At 69.5% G+C, this 21,809-nt stretch carries 21 protein-coding genes; 13 read left to right on the plus strand and 8 right to left on the minus strand.

The window, feature by feature from the left end; all coding sequences use genetic code 11:
- Window positions 1–146 precede the first annotated feature (146 nt).
- Window positions 147–800: an HAD family hydrolase gene (locus tag ACYVIO_RS15090; RefSeq protein ID WP_460651373.1), complete on the plus strand. Its 654-nt coding sequence runs from the start codon at window positions 147–149 to the stop codon at window positions 798–800.
- Window positions 797–2,026 carry a glycosyltransferase 87 family protein gene (locus tag ACYVIO_RS15095; RefSeq protein ID WP_460651374.1) on the plus strand — a complete coding sequence of 410 codons (1,230 nt, stop codon included), beginning with the start codon at window positions 797–799 and terminating at the stop codon, window positions 2,024–2,026. Before ACYVIO_RS15090 ends, ACYVIO_RS15095 begins: the two co-directional genes overlap by 4 nt.
- On the opposite strand, the gene ACYVIO_RS15100 is transcribed toward ACYVIO_RS15095, so the two are convergent.
- Genes ACYVIO_RS15100 through ACYVIO_RS15110 form a run of 3 tightly spaced genes read right to left on the minus strand, consistent with a single transcriptional unit; the run spans window position 1,980 to window position 4,539 of the window.
- Window positions 1,980–2,717, minus strand: a complete 738-nt coding sequence (locus ACYVIO_RS15100) for a nucleotidyltransferase domain-containing protein (RefSeq protein WP_460651375.1) — start codon at window positions 2,715–2,717, stop codon at window positions 1,980–1,982. The two genes, ACYVIO_RS15095 and ACYVIO_RS15100, sit on opposite strands and share 47 nt — an antisense overlap.
- Entirely contained in the window at window positions 2,718–4,049 is a 1,332-nt protein-coding gene (locus ACYVIO_RS15105; RefSeq protein WP_460651376.1) for a hypothetical protein, read from the minus strand.
- A 4-nt stretch (window positions 4,050–4,053) separates the two neighbouring features.
- A complete protein-coding gene (locus tag ACYVIO_RS15110) occupies window positions 4,054–4,539 on the minus strand; it encodes a cupredoxin domain-containing protein (protein ID WP_460651377.1) in 486 nt (161 codons plus the stop codon).
- Window positions 4,540–4,737: 198 nt separating this feature from the next.
- Between ACYVIO_RS15110 and ACYVIO_RS15115 the strand changes: the two genes are divergently transcribed.
- The 7 genes from ACYVIO_RS15115 to pruA all read left to right on the plus strand — a co-directional run bounded on the left by ACYVIO_RS15115 (window position 4,738) and on the right by pruA (window position 14,527).
- Entirely contained in the window at window positions 4,738–6,201 is a 1,464-nt protein-coding gene (locus ACYVIO_RS15115) for a WS/DGAT/MGAT family O-acyltransferase (protein WP_460651378.1), read from the plus strand.
- A complete protein-coding gene (locus tag ACYVIO_RS15120; protein WP_460651379.1) occupies window positions 6,198–6,731 on the plus strand; it encodes a DUF6912 family protein in 534 nt (177 codons plus the stop codon). The genes ACYVIO_RS15115 and ACYVIO_RS15120 overlap by 4 nt, the downstream gene beginning before the upstream one ends.
- Window positions 6,732–6,759: 28 nt before the next feature.
- Window positions 6,760–7,695 (plus strand): non-homologous end joining protein Ku, encoded by a 936-nt coding sequence (ku, locus tag ACYVIO_RS15125; RefSeq protein ID WP_460651380.1) that lies wholly within the window; start codon window positions 6,760–6,762, stop codon window positions 7,693–7,695.
- Entirely contained in the window at window positions 7,692–8,087 is a 396-nt protein-coding gene (locus ACYVIO_RS15130; protein ID WP_460651381.1) for a VOC family protein, read from the plus strand. Before ku ends, ACYVIO_RS15130 begins: the two co-directional genes overlap by 4 nt.
- A 51-nt stretch (window positions 8,088–8,138) precedes the next feature.
- Window positions 8,139–10,388: a hypothetical protein gene (locus ACYVIO_RS15135; protein WP_460651382.1), complete on the plus strand. Its 2,250-nt coding sequence runs from the start codon at window positions 8,139–8,141 to the stop codon at window positions 10,386–10,388.
- Window positions 10,389–10,441: 53 nt separating this feature from the next.
- Window positions 10,442–12,706: a hypothetical protein gene (locus ACYVIO_RS15140; protein ID WP_460651383.1), complete on the plus strand. Its 2,265-nt coding sequence runs from the start codon at window positions 10,442–10,444 to the stop codon at window positions 12,704–12,706.
- A gap of 192 nt (window positions 12,707–12,898) precedes the next feature.
- Entirely contained in the window at window positions 12,899–14,527 is a 1,629-nt protein-coding gene (pruA, locus tag ACYVIO_RS15145) for an L-glutamate gamma-semialdehyde dehydrogenase (protein WP_460651384.1), read from the plus strand.
- 21 nt (window positions 14,528–14,548) lie between these two features.
- Here the strand turns inward: pruA and ACYVIO_RS15150 are convergent, their stop codons facing one another.
- Both ACYVIO_RS15150 and ACYVIO_RS15155 read right to left on the minus strand, forming a co-directional pair.
- Window positions 14,549–15,724 (minus strand): MFS transporter, encoded by a 1,176-nt coding sequence (locus ACYVIO_RS15150; RefSeq protein WP_460651385.1) that lies wholly within the window; start codon window positions 15,722–15,724, stop codon window positions 14,549–14,551.
- On the minus strand, window positions 15,724–16,365 hold the full coding sequence (locus tag ACYVIO_RS15155) for a TetR/AcrR family transcriptional regulator (protein ID WP_460651386.1): 642 nt from the start codon (window positions 16,363–16,365) through the stop codon (window positions 15,724–15,726). The genes ACYVIO_RS15150 and ACYVIO_RS15155 overlap by 1 nt, the downstream gene beginning before the upstream one ends.
- A gap of 154 nt (window positions 16,366–16,519) precedes the next feature.
- Between ACYVIO_RS15155 and ACYVIO_RS15160 the strand changes: the two genes are divergently transcribed.
- Window positions 16,520–17,383 carry an alpha/beta fold hydrolase gene (locus ACYVIO_RS15160; protein ID WP_460651387.1) on the plus strand — a complete coding sequence of 288 codons (864 nt, stop codon included), beginning with the start codon at window positions 16,520–16,522 and terminating at the stop codon, window positions 17,381–17,383.
- Window positions 17,384–17,497: 114 nt separating this feature from the next.
- On the opposite strand, the gene ACYVIO_RS15165 is transcribed toward ACYVIO_RS15160, so the two are convergent.
- The 3 genes from ACYVIO_RS15165 to ACYVIO_RS15175 form a co-directional block, all read right to left on the minus strand.
- Complete coding sequence (locus ACYVIO_RS15165) at window positions 17,498–17,701, minus strand: hypothetical protein (RefSeq protein ID WP_460651388.1); 204 nt, start codon at window positions 17,699–17,701, stop codon at window positions 17,498–17,500.
- Between the two features lie 74 nt (window positions 17,702–17,775).
- A complete protein-coding gene (locus tag ACYVIO_RS15170) occupies window positions 17,776–18,273 on the minus strand; it encodes a DUF2505 domain-containing protein (RefSeq protein ID WP_460651389.1) in 498 nt (165 codons plus the stop codon).
- Window positions 18,274–18,289: 16 nt separating this feature from the next.
- A complete protein-coding gene (locus ACYVIO_RS15175; protein WP_460651390.1) occupies window positions 18,290–19,270 on the minus strand; it encodes an SDR family NAD(P)-dependent oxidoreductase in 981 nt (326 codons plus the stop codon).
- Window positions 19,271–19,358: 88 nt separating this feature from the next.
- Between ACYVIO_RS15175 and ACYVIO_RS15180 the strand changes: the two genes are divergently transcribed.
- The 3 genes from ACYVIO_RS15180 (at window position 19,359) to ACYVIO_RS15190 (ending at window position 21,716) form a co-directional block, all read left to right on the plus strand.
- A complete protein-coding gene (locus ACYVIO_RS15180) occupies window positions 19,359–19,898 on the plus strand; it encodes a TetR/AcrR family transcriptional regulator (RefSeq protein WP_460651391.1) in 540 nt (179 codons plus the stop codon).
- Between the two features lie 61 nt (window positions 19,899–19,959).
- On the plus strand, window positions 19,960–20,469 hold the full coding sequence (locus ACYVIO_RS15185) for a SigE family RNA polymerase sigma factor (protein WP_460651392.1): 510 nt from the start codon (window positions 19,960–19,962) through the stop codon (window positions 20,467–20,469).
- Window positions 20,466–21,716 carry a hypothetical protein gene (locus ACYVIO_RS15190; RefSeq protein ID WP_460651393.1) on the plus strand — a complete coding sequence of 417 codons (1,251 nt, stop codon included), beginning with the start codon at window positions 20,466–20,468 and terminating at the stop codon, window positions 21,714–21,716. The genes ACYVIO_RS15185 and ACYVIO_RS15190 overlap by 4 nt, the downstream gene beginning before the upstream one ends.
- Window positions 21,717–21,809 lie beyond the last annotated feature (93 nt).

The raw sequence follows: 21,809 nt of genomic DNA on the forward strand, positions 1-21,809 counted from the left end.
GGCTGGGGCTGTCGTTTGGCGCCGGAGAAGTTGGCGCGTGCTGAGGTGGTCTGCGGCGCTGAAAAAGAAGTAGTGGGGCAGGGTGCTGATCAGGTCGGCCAAGGGGGTAGCCGGGTTGGAGGGTGGGCGTGAGTAGTCTTGCGCGCATGTCTGACGACAAGGTGTTGCGGGGGCTGCTGGTTGATTGGGGTGGGGTGCTGACGTCTGGGCTGGACGTGGCGCTCGGGCGGTGGGCCGAGTTGGACAACCTTGACTTCGAGGCGTACTTCAAGGCTGTGGTGGAGTGGTTGGGCGCCGATCCGGCGGAGGCTGAGATCAACCCGATTCACGCGTTGGAGCGTGGGCAGATCGCCGTACCGGACTTCGAGCGGAAGCTCGCCGCGCTGCTGCTGACGCGGGACGGGACGCCGTTGAAGGCCGAAGGGCTGATCGAGCGGATGTTCGCGCACTTCGAGCACGAACCCCGCATGACCGCTCTCGTACGACGGGCGAAGGGCCACGGGATCAAGACCGCCCTGCTGTCCAACTCCTGGGGCAACACCTACCCCAAGGACACCTGGGAAGGCATGTTCGACGATCTCGTGATCTCCGGCGAGGTCGGGCTGCGTAAGCCCGAGCCCGAGATCTACCTGCTCGCCGCCGAGAGGGTCGGCCTTCAGCCGGCCGAGTGCGTGTTCATCGACGACCTCGAGCTCAACGTCGAGGCCGCGAAGCAGCTCGGGATGACCGCGATCCACCACACGGCGTACGACGACACGAAGCGCGAGCTGGAAGCACTGTTCGGGGTCGACCTGACGTGACCACGACCTCACCCACCAGCGGCACCACAAGGACCGACCCCCGCTGGATCGTCGTCGCCGTGCTCGGTTGCGCCGCGTTCGTTGCCCTCGGCGCCTGGGCGTACGGGCTGTTCGACGGCATGATCGACCTCCGCGTGTACCGGATGGGCGGCTCGGTCCTGCTCGACCGGGCGTCCTTGTACGACGCGCAGCTGCCCGGTTCGGGACTGCCGTTCACCTACCCGCCGTTCGCGGCGATCGCGATGGTCCCGCTGGCCGCTGTGCCGTGGGGTGTCGCGCTGGTGGTCTGGACGACGATCTCCGTGCTCTGTATCGGTGCGATCTGGCGCGCCGCGCTGCCGGAATCGGCCTGGAACCTGTTGCCGCAACGCTTCACCAACCAGCGGATCGCCATACTGGCAGCCCTGACGCTCGCGTCACTCCTGCTCGAACCGGTCTGGCAGACGATCCAGTTCGGCCAGATCAATCTGTTGCTGACAGCAATGATCTTGCTCGATCTGATCAGGCCGCAGAACGCCCGCTGGCGGGGCTTCTGGGTCGGCGTGACGATCGGCATCAAGCTGACTCCGCTGCCGTTCCTCGCGTTCTTGCTGGTCACGAAGCAGTGGCGGGCGTTCCGCAACGCGCTGCTCGGGCTGCTCGCGACGATGGCGATCGGCTTCGTCGTCGTGCCGAACCAGTCGTGGGAGTACTGGACCGTTGTCATCCGCAACGCCAACCGCGTCGGCGGACTGGCCTACACCGCGAACCAGTCGTTCATGGGCTTCCTCAGCCGCCTCGGCGACGACGCCGGCTGGATCCAGCCGGTCTGGTTCGTCCTGTCGGCGGTCTTCGGCCTGCTCGTGCTCTGGCTGGCCCGCCGCTACTGGCTGGCCGATGAGCGCGTCACCGCGATCTCCGTGATGGCGCTGGCCGTTCTCTACGCGTCGCCGGTGTCGTGGAGCCACCACTGGGTCTGGATCATCCCGCTCGGCATCAGCCTGATCCGCGCGGTCGACCGTCAGTGGGGTCGCCGTCCGGCGATCGCCACAGCCGTGCTCTGGTACGGGTTGTTCGTGCTCCGCTCGATCTGGTGGGTTCCCTACCGCGACGACCGCGAGCTCAGCTGGTCCTTCTGGCAGTCCATCCCGGGCAACTCGCACCTGATCCTGGGCATGATCGCCTTCGTCGTACTGGCGATCACGTCGCGAGCGAAAGCTCCCGCAACGGAGCGCTCAGCCGGCTAGCAAGCGAGGGATCGACCGCGGCGACCTCGCCGAGGAACACCTGGATCGTCGCGCCCAGCGCGCGATCCAGCTCGGCGGGGTCGATCGCGCGGACGAGGCAGCCCTCCAGCGGCCGCAGCAGCGCCGGCGGCAACAGGTGATAGCCACGACCGTCGCCCACAGGCACGCGATGCCGAAGACAAGCAAGCATCAGCACCTGGTCGCGCAGCCCGCTGATCATGTGTTCCGCCTGCCAGCCCTTACCCCGCATGATGCTCGACCGCGCGTGCAAGGCGTACAGCCAGCCCATCCCGATCAGGTCGGCAGCGTCCGGTTGAGCGACCGGTGTCTGCTCGACGGCCTCTCCGAAAACAGTCCGGAACGCCGGTCCCAAGGCACCGAACTCAGCAACCGGCGCGAACGCTACATCCACCTGCAAAGTGCTGCCCAGGAAGAAGACCCGGTACGTCGTACGCCGTACTCGCATGTCCAGATGCGCCACACAGTCGTGCTCCGCGTACATGCGTGCGGTCCACTCGTCGAGCACGACCTGAGGATCCATGACCCCCAGGTACAGGTCGATGTCCGACCACTCGTCCTCAGCTCCAGAAGCTCCCGAGCCCGTCAGCGCCAGCCCGGTGATCCGCGCGTCCGCCCGAGCCTCCGCGACCAACTGGGCGCGGAGGGCCGAGCGTTCCTCAACCGTGAACATCTAGGACGAGAACAGCAGGAGCAGCCCGCCGGCGGTGTAGCCGACCATGACGACCAGCAGCGGGACCTGCCCGGCCAGCGCCTTGTGCCGCGGGAACAACGCGACCGCCCGGTCGTGCGCGGACACCACGCCGAGCAGGTGCCCGCAGACCACGGCCAGCACCTGGATGACCGAGATCGCCGTGCTGTGGTTGGTGATTCCGGTGTTGACGGCGAGCAGGCCGGTGCCGAAGACGTTGGCGCCGTTGCTCAGCGGGTCGCTCAGGTAGATGAGCGTCCGCTGGCCTTCCAGGATGAACAGCGTCAGGTAGTGCGCGACGACGTACCCGAAGGCGATCGGCACGACCGAGTGGGCGAACAGCCCGGGCAGCGACGCGCGGGAGCTGTTGTCCGAGAGTCGCCCGGCCAGCAGCGTCGCGCCGGAGTAGGTGACGAGCACGAACAGGATGAACGCGACCAGCATCAGCGTGCCGAGCAGGGTCATCGAGTAGCCGGAGTTCTGCGCCCAGCCGATCCAGGCCGACGAGTTCGAGAAGCCGTCGTACGCCGTACTGCCGAGCAGCGCGGCGACCAGTCCGACCAGTCCGGGCTGGACCTTCAGGCCGTCCAGGTTCTCCAGCGGGCGGCGGAACACGATCTTCCCGTCGTCACGCCGGCCCCACGGCGACAGCCGGGACATCAGCGTCGCGTACGCCTCGAACGGATCGCCGGCGGCGAACCAGCGGTCGCCGAACAGGATCGCGCCGAACAGCGTGATCACGACGTACAAGGCCATCCAGGCCTGCAGCACCGGCAGCGTCGCGCGGTCCGGTGCGACCAGTTCGAGCCAGGTGAACGCGAGGATCCCGAGCGCGGCCGGCCAGAGCCCGACCCACTTCGGCAGCTCCAGTACGCCGCGAGACGCGGGCTGGCGGAGCAGCTTCGACAGCAGCAGGTGGATCGTGCGCAGCGGGTTGAGCGTGCGCCAGACCGGGCCGAGCAGCAGCGACACCGGCACCAGGCCGACCCACACCAGGATGTAGATGAAGCCGAAGATCGGGTTGGTCAGCCGGTCGACGCCGAACAGCAGCGACACCATCGCGTAGAGGAAGACGGCCAGCCCGACGAGCCGGACGACCCAGCGGAACCAGCCCGCATCGACAGTGCGGGTGACGCCGTCCGGCAGCGGCCGGCCGGAGGCGTTGCCGCGGTACTTCGACGTACGCCACGCAACACCCAGTACGACGAACGACAGCGCGATCGCGACCGCGGCACCACCGACGGCCAGGCCGAACGGGACGGGCAGGTCCTGCCGGCCGCCGATCCCGTGGAGCGGCAGCAGAAGAGGGGTCATCGGGTCAGGACACGACGAGCTTGGCGACCAGCTTGCCGCTCTCGTGCGTCTCCACCTCGAAGGTGCCCTTCATGTTCGCGGTGAACTTGACCGAGGCCGGCTTGCCCGGCGCCAGCTCGAGCTCCTTGTCGTACCCGTGGATGTGCAGCTCGTCGGCGGCGTCGCTGACCGCGGTGACCAGGACGGTCTGGCCGGCGGTCACCTTGATGCTGTCGCCGCTCGGGTTCACCTTGCCGTTGGCAACGGTGACGTTGATGGTCACGTCGGCCTGCTCCCCGGACGGGTCGGCGGTGTTCGACGGCGTGTTCTTCGGGTCGTCCGACGGCGTCGCGGAAGGAGTTGACGAGGGCGTGTCGCTCGGCGTCGTCACCGGGGCGCTCGGGGAGGGCGAACTGCCACTGCCGGAGTCGTCGCCGCAGCCGGCCAGGACCAGCATGCCGAGAGCGGGCAGGAACGCGAGAGCAGTACCGCGGGAGAACGTCGAACGCATGATGCGAGGGGCCTTTCAGCACGAGTCGATACCGGTGGGCGCCGAACACGCCCACAGGGTGCTACGAACACCGGGCGCGCCGGGTTCCCGCAGCCGACGATCAGTCGTGTCACGATCGCCTTCAGTAGTGTTGCAGCTCACTGTCCGAGCAGGCGGCTAGGGTGAGCGGACCACACTTCGAAGGGAAGGGAAACGCGGATGCCGGACCGGTTGTCGTCGCTCGACCTGACCTTCCTCAAGGCCGAGTCCCCGGCCACGCCGATGCACGTCGGCACGGTCGACATCTTCGAGCCGCCGGTGCACTCCGACGACGAGTTCGACTACGAGAGCCTGGTCGCGCTGATCCGCGACCGGATCGCCTTCGTGCCGCGCTACCGGCAGCGCGTCCAGCAGGTGCCGGGCCGCTTCGCCGGTCCGGTCTGGGTCGACGACGAAGACTTCGACATCACCTTCCACGTACGGCGGTCCGCCCTGCCGCGGCCGGGCACGCACGCGCAGCTCCTGGAGCTGGTCGCCCGGATCATGTCCCGGCGGCTCGACCGGGCGCGCCCGCTCTGGGAGATGTACCTGGTCGAGGGCCTGCAGGGCGACCGGTTCGCGATCATCTCCAAGTCCCACCAGGCCCTTGTCGACGGCAACAGCACGGTCGACATCGGCCAGGTCGTGCTCGACTCGACGGCGCACCCGCGGGAGACGCCGACCGACACCTGGCAGCCCGACCACCCGCCGTCCGCGCTGGAGCTGCTCGCTGGCGTCTTCGCCGACGCGACCCGGCACCCGACCGCAGTGCTCGAGCTGGCCCGGGCCGAGATGGCCAGCCTGACCGGTTCGACGTCGGTGCGCGAGGTGATCGGTGACGTGGTCGGCTCGCTGGTGGCCCAGCGGCACGCGCAGGAGAGCTCGCTGCACGTGAAGACCTCCGGGCAGCGCCGGTTCACCACTGTGCAGACCGATCTCGAGGACTTCCGGACCGTCCGCGCGATGCACGGCGGCACGATCAACGACGTGGTCCTGGCCGTCGTCGCCGGCGCGTTCCGCGCCTGGATGATGACCCGGGGCGAAGGCGTCGGCCCGACCCGGAGCGTGCGCGCCGTCGTACCGGTGAGCATCCGTGACGACGAGGACGAGGAGCCGACCTCGCTCGGCTCGTCGGTGATCGCCTCGACCGTGACGCTGCCCGTCGGGGAGAACTCGCCGGTCATGCGGCTGCACCAGATCTCGTACCAGACCAAGGTGCACAAGGACACCGGTCGCGCGGTCAGCGCCCGGTCGCTGGTCGGCATCGCCGGCTTCGCCCCGACCACCCTGCACGCGCTCGCCGCCCGGGTCGCCACCGCCACGGTCCGGCCGATCGACGACGTCGTGATCACCAACGTGCCGGGGCCGCAGTTCCCGCTCTACGCCCAGGGCGCGCCGATGCTCGCGTCGTACCCGGTGGTCCCGCTGATGCCGGGCCAGGGGCTGTCGGTCGGCGTCACGTCGTACGACGGCAAGGTCTCGTTCGGGCTGAACGCGGACCGGACGGCGATGCCGGACCTGGCCGTGTTCGCCCAGTGCGTCACCGACGCGCTGGACGAGTTGCTGGACACCACCAAGGGCAGCCGGAACCGGGCCACACGCGGCCGGAAGAAGCCCCGGAGCACCAAGAAGGCGGACCAATGAGGGTCTACGTACCGTCCACACTGCCGCTGCTCGACGCGGCCTGCCACGCTGCCGAGATCGCCCCGGCGCCGATGACGGTGTACGCCGTGACGCCGGCGCTGCGCGAGTGGTACACCCAGGGCGACGACGAGGAGCTCGAGTACGCCGCGATGGCGCAGGCCGCGAAGGCCTCGGTCGGACTGCTGGCCGCCGACCCGGGCGCGCCGCGCAAGCGGGTCGTTGTCGCCTGCGAGGTGGCAGCCGTGCCGCCGGCCGACGGCAGCGTCCACCTGGGCGACGCGCGGCTGGAGCTGCACGTGGTGATCCCGTGGAGCGCGGTGGCGGCGGTGCACCTGGACGCGGACAGCGCGGAGGACGTGGTCGGCAAGGCGGCGGAGCTGTGGGACGTGGCGCGCGGTGACACCGCGAATCCGGACCACGAGGACGCTGTCTTCGCCCTCGACTCGTGCGAAGGTGAAGACCTGCTGTGGTACGCCACGCAGGAGATTCCTGATCTCCTCGCGGCGGAAGGCCGGCGGGGCAAGGCTTGACGGTTGATCTGACAGGGAGCTGATGGCGATGGCGCAGGCGATCTGGAAGGGGGCCATCTCGTTCGGGATGGTGACGATCCCGATCAAGGTGTACTCCGCGACCGAGGAGAAGGACATCTCCTTCCGCCAGGTCCACGTCGCCGACGGCGGCCGGATCCGGTACAAGCGGATCTGCTCGATCGACGGCGAAGAGGTTCCGTACTCCGACATCGGCAAGGGCTACGAGATGGCCGACGGCCGGATGGTGGTGCTGGAGCCGGACGACTTCGCCGACCTTCCGCTGTCCAGCAAGAAGGTCATCGACGTGCTGGAGTTCGTGCCGGCCGACCAGGTCGACCCGCTCTACCTGGGCAAGTCGTACTACCTGGCCGCCGACGGCGGGCCCGGCGGGAAGCCGTACGTGCTGCTGCGGGACGCGCTCGACGGCTCCGACCTGTACGCGCTGGTGAAGGTCGCGCTGCGGTCGCGGGAGAGCCTCGGGCTGCTGCGTACCCACGAGAACGTGCTGATCCTGCAGGTGATGCTCTGGCCGGACGAGGTGCGCGACGCGGCGTTCGCGGCGCCGGACGAGGACATCGAGATCCGCAAGCAGGAGAAGGCGATGGCCGAGTCGTACATCGACACCCTGCGTGGCGAGTTCGATCCGGACCAGTACCACGACGAGTACCGGCAGGCGCTGGAGCAGGTCGTCGAGGCCAAGGCCGCCGGCGTACCGCTGCCGGCGGACGCCGAGGAGGAGGAGACCGAGGGCGCCGAGGTCGTCGACCTGGTCGCCGCGCTGCGTGCGTCGGTCGAGGCCGCGAAGGCGCGTCGCGCTGGTGGTGGCTCGGCGTCGGAGGAACCGGCCAAGAAGTCGTCCCCGGCGAAGAAGGCCGCTGCGAAGAAGGCAGCCCCCGCGAAGAAGGCGGCGGCCAAGAAGGCAGCTCCGGCCAAGAAGACGGCCGCCAAGAAGAAGTCTGCATGAACGATCCAGTGCTGGCGGGCAACTACCTGCTCGAGCTGATTCCCGTGCCGGTGACGGATCTCGAGCGGGCCAAGGAGTTCTACGTGCGCGCCGGGTTCCACGCGGACGTGGACGTCACCCCGGCCGACGGCGTACGGATCGTGCAGCTCACCCCGCCGGGGTCGCACTGCTCGATCACGCTCGCCGAAGGGCTGCCGATGCTCGACATGCCCGCCGGCACGCTGCGCGGGCTGCACCTGGTCGTCGCCGACATCGAGGCCTCCCGCGCCGAGCTGATCGGCCGCGGCATCGAGGTCAGCCCGACCGAGGACCTCGGCGGCGTCTTCTACGCGTGGTTCGCCGACCCCGACGGCAACACCTGGGCCCTCCAGCACATGCCCTGGCGCCAGTAGCCGCAACTTTCGCCTCCTGCGCGGCATCAGGCTGCTCAGGAGGCGATCGTCATGAACCTGCTCGCCGTACGCCGGATCCTGCCGCTGTCCGTCAGCCTGGCCTTGCTGCTCGGCGCCGCTCACGCCGAAGCCGCCGGGGTCCTGGACCTCGACCGGGTGCCGGCCTCGACGCCCCGGATCGAAGTGCTCGGCGCCTCCACCACGGGCGTGCTCTACAAGGTCAGCCGGGTCGACGGCGACGCGCAGGCCAGTTCCACGACCTGGGTCAAGCCCGCCGCCGGTACGCCGTACCAGGTGGCCGCGAACTTCGACCTCCTGGCCGGACAGCGGATCTACGGCGCGGGCGCGACCGCCATCGAGTTCCAGCAGATCGGCGTGCCCGTCACCAGGAACTGCGACAGCAGTCCGCAGCCGGGTGCGCTCGCGCCGTTCGGCTGGATCGCCGCCTCCGGTGAGCGGGTGGAGATCGACGCGACCGGCTGCCGCGTGACCGCGACGTACCCGCAGCCCGACGGCGTGCCGACCGTGGCCGACGAGCTGGGGTACGTGGTCGTGAAGAACCTGGACGAGCAGGGCAACCGGCAGTTCACCTACCACTCGTACGCCGATCCGACGCACCCGCACGTGATCGCTGACGCCGGGCTCCACCGCTGGCCGAACGGCCTGGCCCTGCGCGGCAAGGTGGTCACCTGGTCGACCATCGACACCGAGCAGCCGGACACCACGTTCGTCATCCGCTCGTCGACCGACGGCTCGGTCCCGCCGGTCACCACGCGGGTGAGCGGCATCGTGCTGCGGACGTCGATCCTCGGTGCCGCCACCGGCTGGGACGCGTGCTACTTCCAGTCCGCGGTCTGCGCGAGCGGGTCGATCGGTCCGGGCAGTGCGCGGCACGTCCTGGTCGGGACGCACAGCGTCTTCAGCGACGGCACCCGCTTCGTCTTCGACACTTACGGGACTCCGGCCGGCATCGACGCCGCGACCGCGGTGGACCCGACGACCGCGCGGACCCGGATCGTCGACGTCCCACAGCTCCCGGCCGTCGCGTACAGCGTCGCGCTCGGCGCCGGCGGTGTCGCGTACGTCGACACGCAACGCCCGGTCGACTCGGTCAACCGACGGACGTACACGCGCTCCGGCAGCACGGTCGGACTGTCGGCGCAGGTCCGGATCGGTGGGACGAACCGACCTGTGGGCGGTCGCGCCGTGTCCAGGGACGGTCGGCGGACCGCTTTCATCGACGCGGCCGGAGTGCTGTGGCTGGTCGGCGACGACGGCGTCCGGACCAGGGTGTTCACCAGTGTCGTGCGCGACGAGGTCGTGCTCGGCGTCGGCCTCAAGCTGTCCGGCTCGCGGTTGCTGTGGACGAAGGGCGTGTACGACGGCGACCGCTGCGACATGCGGCCACCGCCGTGCGATCCGCTCTACAACGGCGTACCGATGCTGTACGACCTCCGGACCGGCGTCAGCACCGCGGCCTCGGCACCGGCCCAGGCGATCGGGAGCCTCGATCTCTGGGGCAACTACCTGGCCTGGAGCGACATCGGCAACGCCGTCTGGCGCCGCGACCTGGCCAGCGGCGCGGTGGTGCAAGCGAAGGCGGCCGGGACCGCACGGGTCAACAGCGTGGCCGTGCACGATGACTACGTGGCCTGGTCGACCTGTACGCCCGGAGTGTCCAGCACCTGCGCGGCGTCAGTGATTGCCCACCGCAACATGACGACCCGGACGGCCGCGATCCAGCTGGTCAGCGCCAACACCGAGAAGGTCAGACTGTCCGGCGGTCACGTCGTGTACGACGCCTACGCGAACGGCTTCCCGCCGAGCGGCACTCTCCGGGTGAACCGGCTGGGGACGTCGGCGACCGGTGTGGTCGGACCGGTCAGGTGGCGGGCGGCGTTCGACGTGCACGACGAGACGCTGGCCTGGGTCGCGCCCGACGACGTGGCGCGGATCGGGCCGAACTCGCCGTTCGTCGCGTACCCGAAGTACCTCGGCAACGGCTCCGCGCCGCCGTCGTTCGACCCGGCGTTGCGGGTCTGGAACCCGGAGTTCGGCATCAGCAAGGCGTTGCCGACCTGCACGTTGACGATCAAGTCGGGGACGGCAGTACGCCGTACGCTCAACTGCGCGACCCCGGACGGATCCGCGCGGGCCGTCTGGGACGGCCGGGACTCGGCCGGACGGCTGCTGCCCAAGGGCGCGTACACCTGGACGTTGGCCGGCCGGGACGGCGACGGCACGCTGCGCTGGTGGACCGGCGCGACCCATCCGATCACCGGAACGGTCAAGATCGTCTGATCCGCAACTTCTGACCGTTCCGCCGCATCGAGTGTGCAAGGGGAGGGGTCGGGATGAAAGCACGCTGGCTGGTTGGGGCGCTCGTGGTACTGGGGGCGGTACCGGCTTCGGCGGAGGCGGCGGGGGTGCAGGACCTGGACCGGGTCCTGTTCGACCGCCCGTACGTCGAGGTCCTGGGGGCCTCGCCGGCCGGCGTGCTGTACAAGGTTTCGCGCAACGACAACAACACGCTGGACCACGTGGCGACCTGGGTGAAACCGGCCGGCGCACCGGCGTACCAGGTGGACGCGAGCTTCCGGCACCTGCACGGCGACAAGATCTTCGGCGGGGCGACGAACCAGACCGCGTACCAGTACGTCGGTACGCCGGTGACCAAGCGCTGCGACGCGTCGCCGCAACCGGCCCGGGCCGTCGGCGATCCCGGTGGCCTGTTCGCGTCGTTCGGCTGGATCAGCGACGCCGGCTACCGCGTCGAGGCCGGGCCGACGGGCTGCCGGATCGCCACCCAGTACCCAGGCGTCGCCGCGGACACCTTGATCGCGATGGACGAGACCGGGTTCGTCACGACCACCGGGACCGACGCCGACGGCAACAGACAGCTGACCTACCGCTCGTACGCCGCCGCCGCGCAGCCGCGGGTGATCGCCGACGGCGGCCACACCAAGTTCCTGGGCGGCGTCTCCCTGGCCGGTACGTCGGTGGCCTGGGCACACCAGGACTACACCGAGAGCCCGCCGACGAGCTCGTACGTCGTCCGCTCGACCACCGACGGATCGGCGCCACCCGTGGCCACCAAGGTCACTGGCTGGGTGATCGCGACGGCGATCGCCGGTGGGGCGACCGCCTGGACAACCTGTCAGGGAACAGCGGACTGTACGGCCGGCTCGGTCGCGGCGAACGGCACCAGTACGCAGACCGCCGACACCCGCACGGTGGCCGGCGACGGCAGCCGTTTCGTCTTCGACTCCCGCCAACCAACGCCCGGCGTCGACGCGGCGGTGGCTGTCGGCGGCTCGGCCGCGAAGACGAGGCTCGCGCCGGTCGACCTGCTGCCGCCGGTGGCGTACGCGGTCTCGCTGGGCGCGGGGGGAGTGACGTACTTCGACAGCCAACTCCCGGCCAACTCGGTGAGTCGCCGGTTCTACACGCGCCCGGCCGGCGCGGTCACGCTGACGGCGCAGACGAAGATCGGCCAGGCAAGCCTCGGACGGTGGACGGTCTCGCGCGAGGGACGCCGAAGCGCGTTCCAGGACACCGCGGGCACGCTCTGGCTCGTCGCCGACGACGGTGTCCGGACCAGGGTCTTCGCCTCGGCGGTGCGCGAAGCGATCGTCGGTGGCCAGCAGTTCCGGATCTCCGGATCGCGACTGCTGTGGTGGAAGGCCCTGTACACCGGCGACCGCTGCGACCCGCCGTCCCCGGTCTGCTACCCGTGGTACGACACCGAAGTACCGATGATCTACGACCTGCGCACCGGCGTCAGCACGCAGCAGGCGATCACGACGAACTATCCCCAGGCCGTCGACCTGTGGGGCAACTACCTCACCTGGGCCGACGACAAGAACGCCGTCTGGCGCCGGGACCTGGCCAGCGGTGCGCTCCTGCAGGTCAAAGCAGCCGGAGCCGCGATCGTCATGAGGGTCGCCGTCCACGACGACTACGTCGCTTGGGCAACCTGTGCGCGCACCGGCCAGGACGACTGCGGCCAGTCGGTCGTCGGGCATCGCAACCTGCAGACCAAGGCCGCGGCGATCCTGGTGACCTCCGCCCACACCCTCAACCTGCGGATGTCCGGTGGGCACGTCGTCTACGACACCTACCCGATCCGCGACGGGTCGCCGGGCACACTCAAGGTCGGCCGGCTCGGCACCTCGGCGACCGGGGTGGTCGGCGCGCTGCGCTACTCCGGTTCCTTCGACGTGCACGACGAGACGCTGGCCTGGATCGCCCCGGACGACGTCGCGCGGATCGGCCCGAACTCGGCGTTCGTGGCCTACCCGAAGTACCTCGGCAACGGCTCCGCGCCGCCCTCGTTCAATCCCGCGCTGCGGCTGTGGAACGCCGAGTTCGGGATCAGCAAGGCGCTGCCGACCTGCACGCTGACGATCAAGTCGGGGACGGCAGTACGCCGTACGCTCAACTGCGCGACGACCAACGGATCGGCACGCGCCGACTGGGACGGACGCGATTCGGCCGGCCGGCTGCTCCCGCCCGGCGCCTACACCTGGACCCTCGCGGGACGCGACGGCGACGGCACGTTGCGCTGGTGGACCGGCGCGACGCACGCGATCACGGGGACGGTCCGGATCGTCTCGTAGCAAACGATCCAATCGATATCCATCTGTAAGATCTGCTACAAAGGTGGAAGACCAGTCGGGTTCGTGGTCCCAGGCTCTGTCGTGGCAGCATGAAGGCGCGAACGTGTCGCGGCTGGCCCCGATCGGGCCGGTCCGCGCGCCCGCAGCCACGTACCGGCGTACCCACCCCAGTCGATCGAGGAGCAGCGCAGCATGGATGCCGTCACCGCCGTCCCCACCCCCGCCAACGAAACGGTCCGGGGCTACGCGCCGGGTTCGCCCGAGCGGGGCAGCCTGGAGGCGAAGCTCAAGGAGTTCAACGCCGCCGGTGCGATCGACCTGACCTGCACGATCGGCGGGGAGCAGCGGCTCGGCGGCGGCGCGCGGATCGACGTCGTCCAGCCGCATAAGCACGCCCACGTGCTCGGCACCCTCGGCAACGCGACCGAGGCCGACGGCAAGGCCGCCGTCGACGCGGCGCTGGCCGCGGCGCCGTCGTGGCGTTCGCTGTCCTTCGACGACCGGGCCGCGATCTTCCTCAAGGCCGCCGACCTGCTGGCCGGCCCGTGGCGCGACACCCTGAACGCGGCGACCATGCTCGGTCAGTCCAAGACCGTGCAGCAGGCCGAGATCGACGCCGCCTGCGAGCTGATCGACTTCCTGCGCTTCAACGTGGCGTTCGCCCGGCAGATCATCAGCGACCAGCCGATCTCCTCGCCCGGCGTCTGGAACCGCACCGACTACCGCCCGCTCGAGGGCTTCGTCTACGCGATCACCCCGTTCAACTTCACCGCGATCGCCGGCAACCTGCCGACCGCGCCCGCGTTGATGGGCAACACCGTCGTCTGGAAGCCGTCGCCGACCCAGCAGTTCGCGGCGCACTGGACGATGCGGCTGTTCGAGGCCGCCGGGCTCCCGGCCGGCGTGATCAACCTGGTGACCGGTGACGGCCTCGAGGTGAGCAAGGCCGCGCTGACCCACCCGGACCTGGCCGGCATCCACTTCACCGGCTCGACCAAGACCTTCCACTCGCTGTGGGGCACGGTCGGCACCAACATCTCGTCGTACAAGACCTACCCGCGGCTGGTCGGCGAGACCGGCGGCAAGGACTTCATCCTCGCGCACCCGTCGGCCGACCCGGCCGTGCTGAAGACCGCGATGGTCCGCGGCGCCTTCGAGTACCAGGGCCAGAAGTGCTCGGCCGCTTCGCGCTCGTACGTCGCCCGCTCGGTCTGGAACCAGATCCGCGACGACATCGCGGCCGAGGCCGACTCGCTGACGATGGGTGACGTGACCGACCTGTCGAACTTCATCGGCGCCGTCATCGACGACCGCGCGTTCGCCAAGCACAAGGCGGCGCTCGACCGGGCCCAGGCCAGCGACGCGATCGAGGTGCTGGCCGGCGGCACGTACGACGACAGCCAGGGCTACTTCGTCCGCCCGACGCTGCTGGTCTCCGACGACCCGACCGACGAGATCTTCACCACCGAGTACTTCGGCCCGATCCTCGGCGCGCACGTCTACGAGGACGGCGACTACGAGACCGTGCTGAAGCAGATGGAGAGCGCGGCGCCGTACGGGCTGACCGGCGCGGTCATCGCGCAGGACCGGCACGCGGTCGCCACCGCTTCGGAGTACCTGCGGTTCGCCGCTGGCAACTTCTACGTCAACGACAAGCCGACCGGCGCGGTCGTCGGCCAGCAGCCGTTCGGTGGCGCTCGCGCGAGCGGCACGAACGACAAGGCCGGCTCGATGTGGAACCTGATCCGCTGGGCGAGCCCGCGCTCGATCAAGGAGACCTTCGCCGCGCCGACCGACTACCGGTACCCGCACCAGGGCTGATCGTGATGGTGCCCGGGACCGTCAGACGGTCTCGGGCACCCTCGCAACGCGCAGGTGCAGCACCAAGGTGATCGCGAGGATCACTGCCGCGAGACCGAGCAGCCCGTACGGCGCTGAGCCCGCGGCCAGGGTCAGGCCGCCGAGCCCGCCACCTAGCGCCCCGCCCAGCGAGATCGCGCTGCCGTTCAGCGCCATCACGATCGCCGCCGAGTCCGGCGCGAGCGCGGCGAGCCGGGCTTGCTGCGGAACGGCCGCGCCGCCGTTTCCGATGCCTGCGGCAAAGAACCACACCAGCCCGAGGATCGCCACCGCGCCGGCCGCGAACGCGACCACGCCCAGGACGGCGTTCACCAGCAGGCCGATCAGGACGACCGTGAGCACGCGCAGCGCGCTGAAACGGTCGACCAGCCGACCGGTCACCGCGTTGCCGAGCATGCTCGCGACGCCGTACCCGAACATGATCACGATGATCACCCAGCCGCCCGGGTACGCCGGACTCAGGATGATCGTGGCGTAGGTGAAGCACGTGTAGCTGCTGCAGAGGATGCCGGTCGTGACGAGCAGCCCGGCCAGCAGTTGCGGCTGACGCAACGGGCGCAGTCGATCGGCCAGTGATCCGGCGGGGAGATGCAGCTGGGGGAGCCGGAGCAGGATGCCGATCAGCGCGATCGTGCCGACGATCGAGACCAGGATCAGCGGGAACCGCCAGCTGGACTGCCCGAGCGCCAAGCCGACCGGTACGCCGAGCGCGGTCGCGGTCATCCAGCCGCCGAGGACGAACGACAACGCCTTGCCGCGATGCCGGATCGGCGTCAGCGCGATCACGTAGCCGGTGACCGCGGCGTTGAGCAGGCAGCCGCCGAGCGCCGCCACCACGCGGCCGCCGAGAGCGATCGGGTAGTTCGGAGCGAGTCCGACGATCAGGTTGCCGACCACGAAGACCGCGAGCGACAAGCCGATCGTGCCGCGTCGTTCCCATCGGCTCGTCACCGTGCCGAGCACCGGTCCCGCGAGCGCGGAGGTCAGCGCGAACACCGACACCAGCTGCCCGGCGAGTGCCGCTTCGACGTGCAGGTCGTCGGCGATCGCCGGCAGCAGACCGGCCAGAACGTAACCGTCGATCCCGGTCGAGAACGTCGCCACAGCGAGCCAGATCAGCGGCCGGTAGGACCACTCGGTTGATGCTTGTCCAGTCACTAGTTCTGGGTGATCAGGCCGCGGCGAACGGTGATGTAGAACGTGGTGAGGTCGTCGATGAGGTCCTCGAGCTGGCGGCGGTCGTGCAGGTCGGCGTCGAGCAGCCAGTCGGAGATCAGGTCGAACAGGCCGCCGACCAGGCCGATCGCGACGCCATGGCGCATCCGGTGGTCGAGCTCGGACGGCGGGCCGTCGTACCGGTCCCAGAGCTGTTCTAGGAATCCGGCGGCCCAGCGGCGGTTGGTCCGGCGCTGCCGTTCGACGGTCTCGGAGATGCCGCCGGCCTGGCCGAAGGTGACCCGGGCGACCCGCGGGTCGTCGACGAGCGCGTGCGCGAACGCCGACAGCAGGCCGGGCGCGACCTCGCGCTCGCTGCCGCCGGTGTTGCCCGCGGCAAGCGTCATCATCGTGTCCTCGAGCCGCTCGGAGGTGCGCTTCAGCAGCCCGACGTAGCAGGCCTCGCGGTTGTCGAAGACCTCGTAGAAGCTCTTCGTCCCGACGTACGCCGTGGTGCAGATCTGCTCGATCGACGTGTTCAGGTACCCCTGCGCCGCGAACAGGTCGAGCGCGGCGTCGAGCACCTGCTCCCGTCGCTCGGCCCGGCGTTGCTCGGCGTCCAAACCTCTGATCACTCGCCCCATGCGCTGGACGTTACCCTGCGCGGCCGGTTGGTAACCAGACGAACCCGTTCTGAACACGAGCTCTTGTCGGAAACCCGTGAACGTGCTCCACTGCCGGATGTATGCATGCTGTCACTTTGTCGTCACCCAACGACACTGCCCCTCTGGAGTCGCGATGAAACCCCATCTCCTTCGACGCGCCGGCGCCGGTCTGCTGACCGCCGTACTGCTGGCCGTCGGCACGACCACGACGGCGGTCGCCGCGCCGTCCTCCGGGTTCGACAACTGGGCCTGCAAGCCGTCGGCCGCGCACCCGAACCCGCTCGTCCTGCTGCACGGCCTCGGCGGCAACGGGCCCGGCAACTACTCGTTCCTCGGCCCGTACCTCGCGGCCAAGGGCTACTGCGCCTTCACGCTCACCTACGGCCAGGCGACGCCCGCGATCCCGGTCGGCGGCACGGTCTCGATCGTGCAGTCGTCGGCGCAGATCGAGGCGTTCGTCGATCAGGTCCGGGCCGCGACCGGCGCCGCGAAGGTCGACATCGTCGGGCACTCCGAGGGTGCCTTCCAGAGCCTGTACGGGCCGAAGGTCCGCGGGTACGCCGGGAAGGTCGGCAAGGTCGTCGCGCTGGCGCCGCCGACGCACGGGACGACGTTCGCCGGGCTGGTCAGTGTCGGCGACTACCTCGGGCTGCGGCCGCTGGTCGACCGGGTGCTGCGCGACTTCGGCTGCCCGGCCTGCGACGAGATCATCGTCGGGGGCTCCGAGGTGGCGAAGCTGACCGCCGGTCCGATCGCGCAGCCTGGCGTCAAGTACACGGTGATCGCGTCGCGCCTGGACGCGCTGGTGACGCCGCACGAGACGTCGTTCGTTCGCGAACCCGGCGTGAAGAACCAGTTCGTGCAGGACACCTGCCCGCTGGACCCGGTCGGGCACGTCGGGCTGGCCTTCGACCCGACGGTCGCGCAGCTGGTGGCCAACGCGCTGGATCCGGCCCGGGCTCGCCCGGTCCTCTGTGGTTTCGGCCCGCCGCTGTAGGCGCAGCCGAAAGGATGGGCGCGGATGCCGACAGCAGGGGAGCCGGCATCCGCGTCCAGCTCTGAGGCCGGTCTGTCCGTCGCCGCCCTGGCCGACAGACCGCCGTACGAGATGTCAGGCGGTGTGTTCGAGGTGCTGCAGCGGCGCGCCGATCAGCAGGGCCGAGCCGCAGCTGACGCAGATCCACTCGCCGGCCGGGTCGTCGACCGGATGGTCCCCGGCCTCGACCCGCTCGAAGAGCACCGTCGCCTCGCAGAACACGCAGTACTGCGTGTCCTCGCCGGCCGACAGTGCGGTAGTCCTTCGCTTCGTACGCACGACAGGCTCACCTCCGGTGACATTCCGTTTCCAGATTGCCACCGGAGCCGCCGCCTGCCGGGTAACGACACGGTTCAGTTGGTGCCGTCGTGCCACTCGCGGCCGAGCTCGTGCTCCTTGGCCAGGCCGGACCGGATCGCCTCGACGACGAACGGCTCGATCTTCTTGCCGATCAACGGGACCGCCACCTTCACGTCCAGCGTGATCGCCTGCACGGTCTTGCCGCCCTCGGACCGGATCGTCGCGTTGCCCTTCAGCGTCACCGGCGTCCCGGCGATCTCGCCGCGCACGTCGGCGTCCCGCGACCCGTCCGGCTTCGCCGCGTGCCAGGTCTCGGTCTGCACCACGGTCAGCGTCTCGCCGACGAACTTGCGCGCGATGTCCGGTACGTCGTCCGACGGCATCTTCCGCTCGACCCGCACCACGGTGTCGTCGCCGGTCGTGCTCACCTTGACGTCGTACGACAGCGCCTTGGTCTTCTCGCAGGCCTGCTCGCGAAAGGTGGCGTCGGTGACGATCGCGAAGACTTCCTCAGGGGTGGCGTCGTACGACGCCGACATCTTCAGCTCCATGCGCCACATCATGACATTACCGATCGGTCACTGCCCGGTTCTCCTTGCCCAGCAGGTCGAGCGACAACTGCCACAGGCGAGCCGCGTCGGTGGCGTCCAGAGCGTAGGACGCGACGCCCTTGAGCTCTCCCGGTACGGCGACGTCGGCCGGGCGGCCTTGCTCGAAGTACCGGCCGGTGACGCCGGCGACGATCGGCGACCCCGCGAGCAGCACCGAGGTGGCGGCGCCTTGTTCGACGGTCTGCCAGCCGATCTCGGGGTTGGTCGCCTGGAACTTGCCGGGGACGGCGGTGTTGGTCTCGTCGCCGATGTGCCGCAGCAGACCGGTGCGGATCCGTCCGGGTGCGAGTGCGTTGACGCTGATTCCTTGGTCGGCCCACCGCTTGGCCGCCTCGACGGCGAAGAGAACGTTGGCGGTCTTGGACTGGCTGTACGCCGCCCAGCGGTCGTACGGGTGGTGCTCGAAGTTGACGTCGTCGAAGAGCACCGGGCCGTTCAGGTGTCCTCGCGAGCTGACCATCACGACCCGGGCGTCGGCGGCTGCTGCGAGCGCGTCGTACAGGCCGGTGGTGAGTGCGAAGTGGCCGAGGTGGTTGGTCGCGAACTGGAGCTCCCAGCCTTCGGGGGTGCGCAGTTCGGGGGTGGCCATCACTCCGGCGTTGTTGACGAGGATGTGCAGCGGCTCTTGCCAGGCAGCGACAAAGGCACGGACGGACTGTTGTGAAGCGAGGTCGAGCGGGGCAACGAGCACAGCCCCGGCGGCGGCGCCCGCCGCGGAGAGCTCTTCGGTGATGGCTGCGGCGGCCTCTTCCCCTGCCTTCGTGTTGCGAACGGCGACGGTGACTTCTGCCCCGGCGGACGCCAGGGCTCGAGCGGTTTCCCGGCCGAGGCCGGAGGATCCGCCGGTGACGACGGCCCGGCGGCCGGTGAGGTCGACGCCTTCGAGGACTTCCGCCGCGGTGGACGTCGGGCCGAAGGGGAACGAGGTGATGGGCATGCTGCTGCTCCTTGCTAGAGTTCAAGCGGAGCCGGATCCGGTTAGCTCCAGAGTAACCGGACGCGGCTCCGCTTATCAAGGAGGGGTGATGAGAGCCGACGCGCAGCAGAACCACGACCGCCTGCTGGAGGCGGCCGCGCAGGCCTTCGCGCGCGACGGCGCCGACGCGTCCCTGAAGGACATCGCGCAAGCGGCCGGGGTCGGCATCGGCACGCTCTACCGCCGGTTCCCGACCCGCGAGGTGCTGGTCGAGGCGACGTACCGCAGTGAAACCGCTCGCCTCGCCGAGGCCGCCGAGCAACTGGCCGACGACCATCCGCCCGTCGAGGCGCTCCGCGTGTGGATGGGCCAGTTCGTCGACTACATCGAGACCAAGCACGGCATGGCCGAGTCACTCCAAGCTGTCCTCTCGGTCGAGCACAAGATGGCGACTCGGCAACTGCTCGCCGACGCCATCGCCGAGCTGCTCCGGGCCGGCATCCAGGACGGCGTACTCCGCACCGGCATCGCCCCGATGGATGTCCTGATGGCCCTCGGTGGCGTCACCCTGATTGCTGCCAGCAACGAGCCCGGCCTGGCCGATCGGTTGCTCGACCTGCTGGTGGACGGTCTGCGGTACGGCGCCTGACAACTTTCCAGCCGGTGGGTCCCGTATTAGCTCGTGACGGATCGAGTGAGGGGACAACCGGATGGGGTCGCGGGACGAGGAGTTCAGCGCGTACGTCTTGGAGCGGCGGACGCAGCTGCGACGGGTGGCGTACCTGTTGTGCGGGGACGTGCACAAGGCGGAGGACCTGGTCCAGACCGCGCTGCTGAAGCTGTACGTCGCCTGGCCGCGGGTGCAGCGGGCCGGGAACGTCGACGCCTACGCCCGGCGGATCCTGGTGAACTCCGGCGTCGACGAGAGCCGGCGTCCGTGGCGCCGGGAGGCGCCGGGCCTGGACGGGCTGGAGGAGCCGTCGATGCAACCACCGGCGGTGGAGGACAGCAGCGCCGTGATGGAAGCCCTGGCGACCCTGCCGATCGGGCAGCGGCGGGTCGTCGTACTCCGGCACTTCCTCGGGATGTCGATCGACGAGACCGCGGCGGACCTGCACTGCAGTCCCGGCACGGTCAAGAGCCAGAACGCCAGGGCGCTCGCCCGGCTGACCGCATTGCTCACCGCCCAGTTCGGGACGGTAGGAGGGCAGGACCGATGATCGACGAGAAGGAGTTGGGGGCTCAGCTCACCAAGGCCGCCGCGCTGCAGGACGATCTGCTGCCGCGCACGGTGGACGACGACCTGATGGCCGGTCGTCAGCGACTGCGTCGCCGGCGAGTGCTGGCGGGAGCTGGTGGAGTTGCCTCGGTGGGCGCGCTTGTCCTGGGGGTGACGAGCTGGCTGACGCCGGGTGCGGTTCAGGGTGAGCTGCCCGCCGCATCCACCGGTACGTCGCCGTCGGTGTCGCCATCGGTCAGGCCGCCGGTGGTCAAGCCCTCCGATCCGGTGGTGAACGAGGCGCAGTTGCGAGCCTTCGACCAGGCGATGCGGGCCGCGCTGCAGCAGCACCTCGATCCGAGCGGCAAGCACCTCGACTACAGCAGCAAGGGTGGATTCGGGCTCGACCAGACCTCGGGCATCCGGCGCGGCGGCGGTCGGGTCGGCTGGCGGATCGCCGGGCAGCAGGGCGTCGGGTACATCGATCTCGGCGTCGCCACGACAGCCTCCGCGACCAGCACCCGCTGCGGGTCGGGGGCCTTCACGCCGGCGCTGAAGTGCCGGTCGGTGACCTTGCCGAACGGGCGGACGGCGCAGCTCGGCCGGCGCGGCGAGTCCGTCGAACTCACGTACACGAAGGCCGACGGCGAGTTCGTGATGGCGACGGTGAACCCGTTCTGGGGCAACAACGCTACCGTTCCCGTGCGCGGGATGGGCATCACCGACGCGATGCTGTTCGCGCTGGTCACCGATCTCCGGGTCGACCTGCCGCCGCTGTCGACGGAGGAGCAGCAGGCCGAGGACGAGCTGAAGAACTTCAAGCCGACGTACGCCGAAGCGCACGCGGCCGGCGTCCGGGTGCTGACCGGTGGGACACTCACCCACGCGTTCAACGACACCGTGCCCGAACAGTTCGGCACGATCGAGAGCTGGCGCTCGGGTGCGATCAAGCAGACGGTGATCATCGCGGTCGACTCCGCGCAGTTCGTGAGCAAGTGCTCCGAGCAGCTCGGCGGTCTGACCTGCACCACGACGACGACGCCCGACGGCCGCAAGGTGATGTACGCCGAGGGAGTGCCGCCCAAGGGCAGGGGCAAGCAGCGCTACATGATGGGCGCCGCGTACCTGCAGCCCGACGGAAACCTCGCGTCGGTCCTGGTCCAGAACCCCGGCATGCAGCCGCAGCCGGGCGGGATCACCAAGGCGCAAGTGATCGCGCTGGTCACTGATTCAGCATTGGACAAGTAACACGCTTGTGACGCACTGTGACTGAAACATAATGTCTATCCAACGATGTAAGCCCGTAAGTTTCCTACCACTGCAGGTTCACCACTAGGTAGG

It is taken from the genome of Kribbella endophytica (assembly GCF_054781295.1).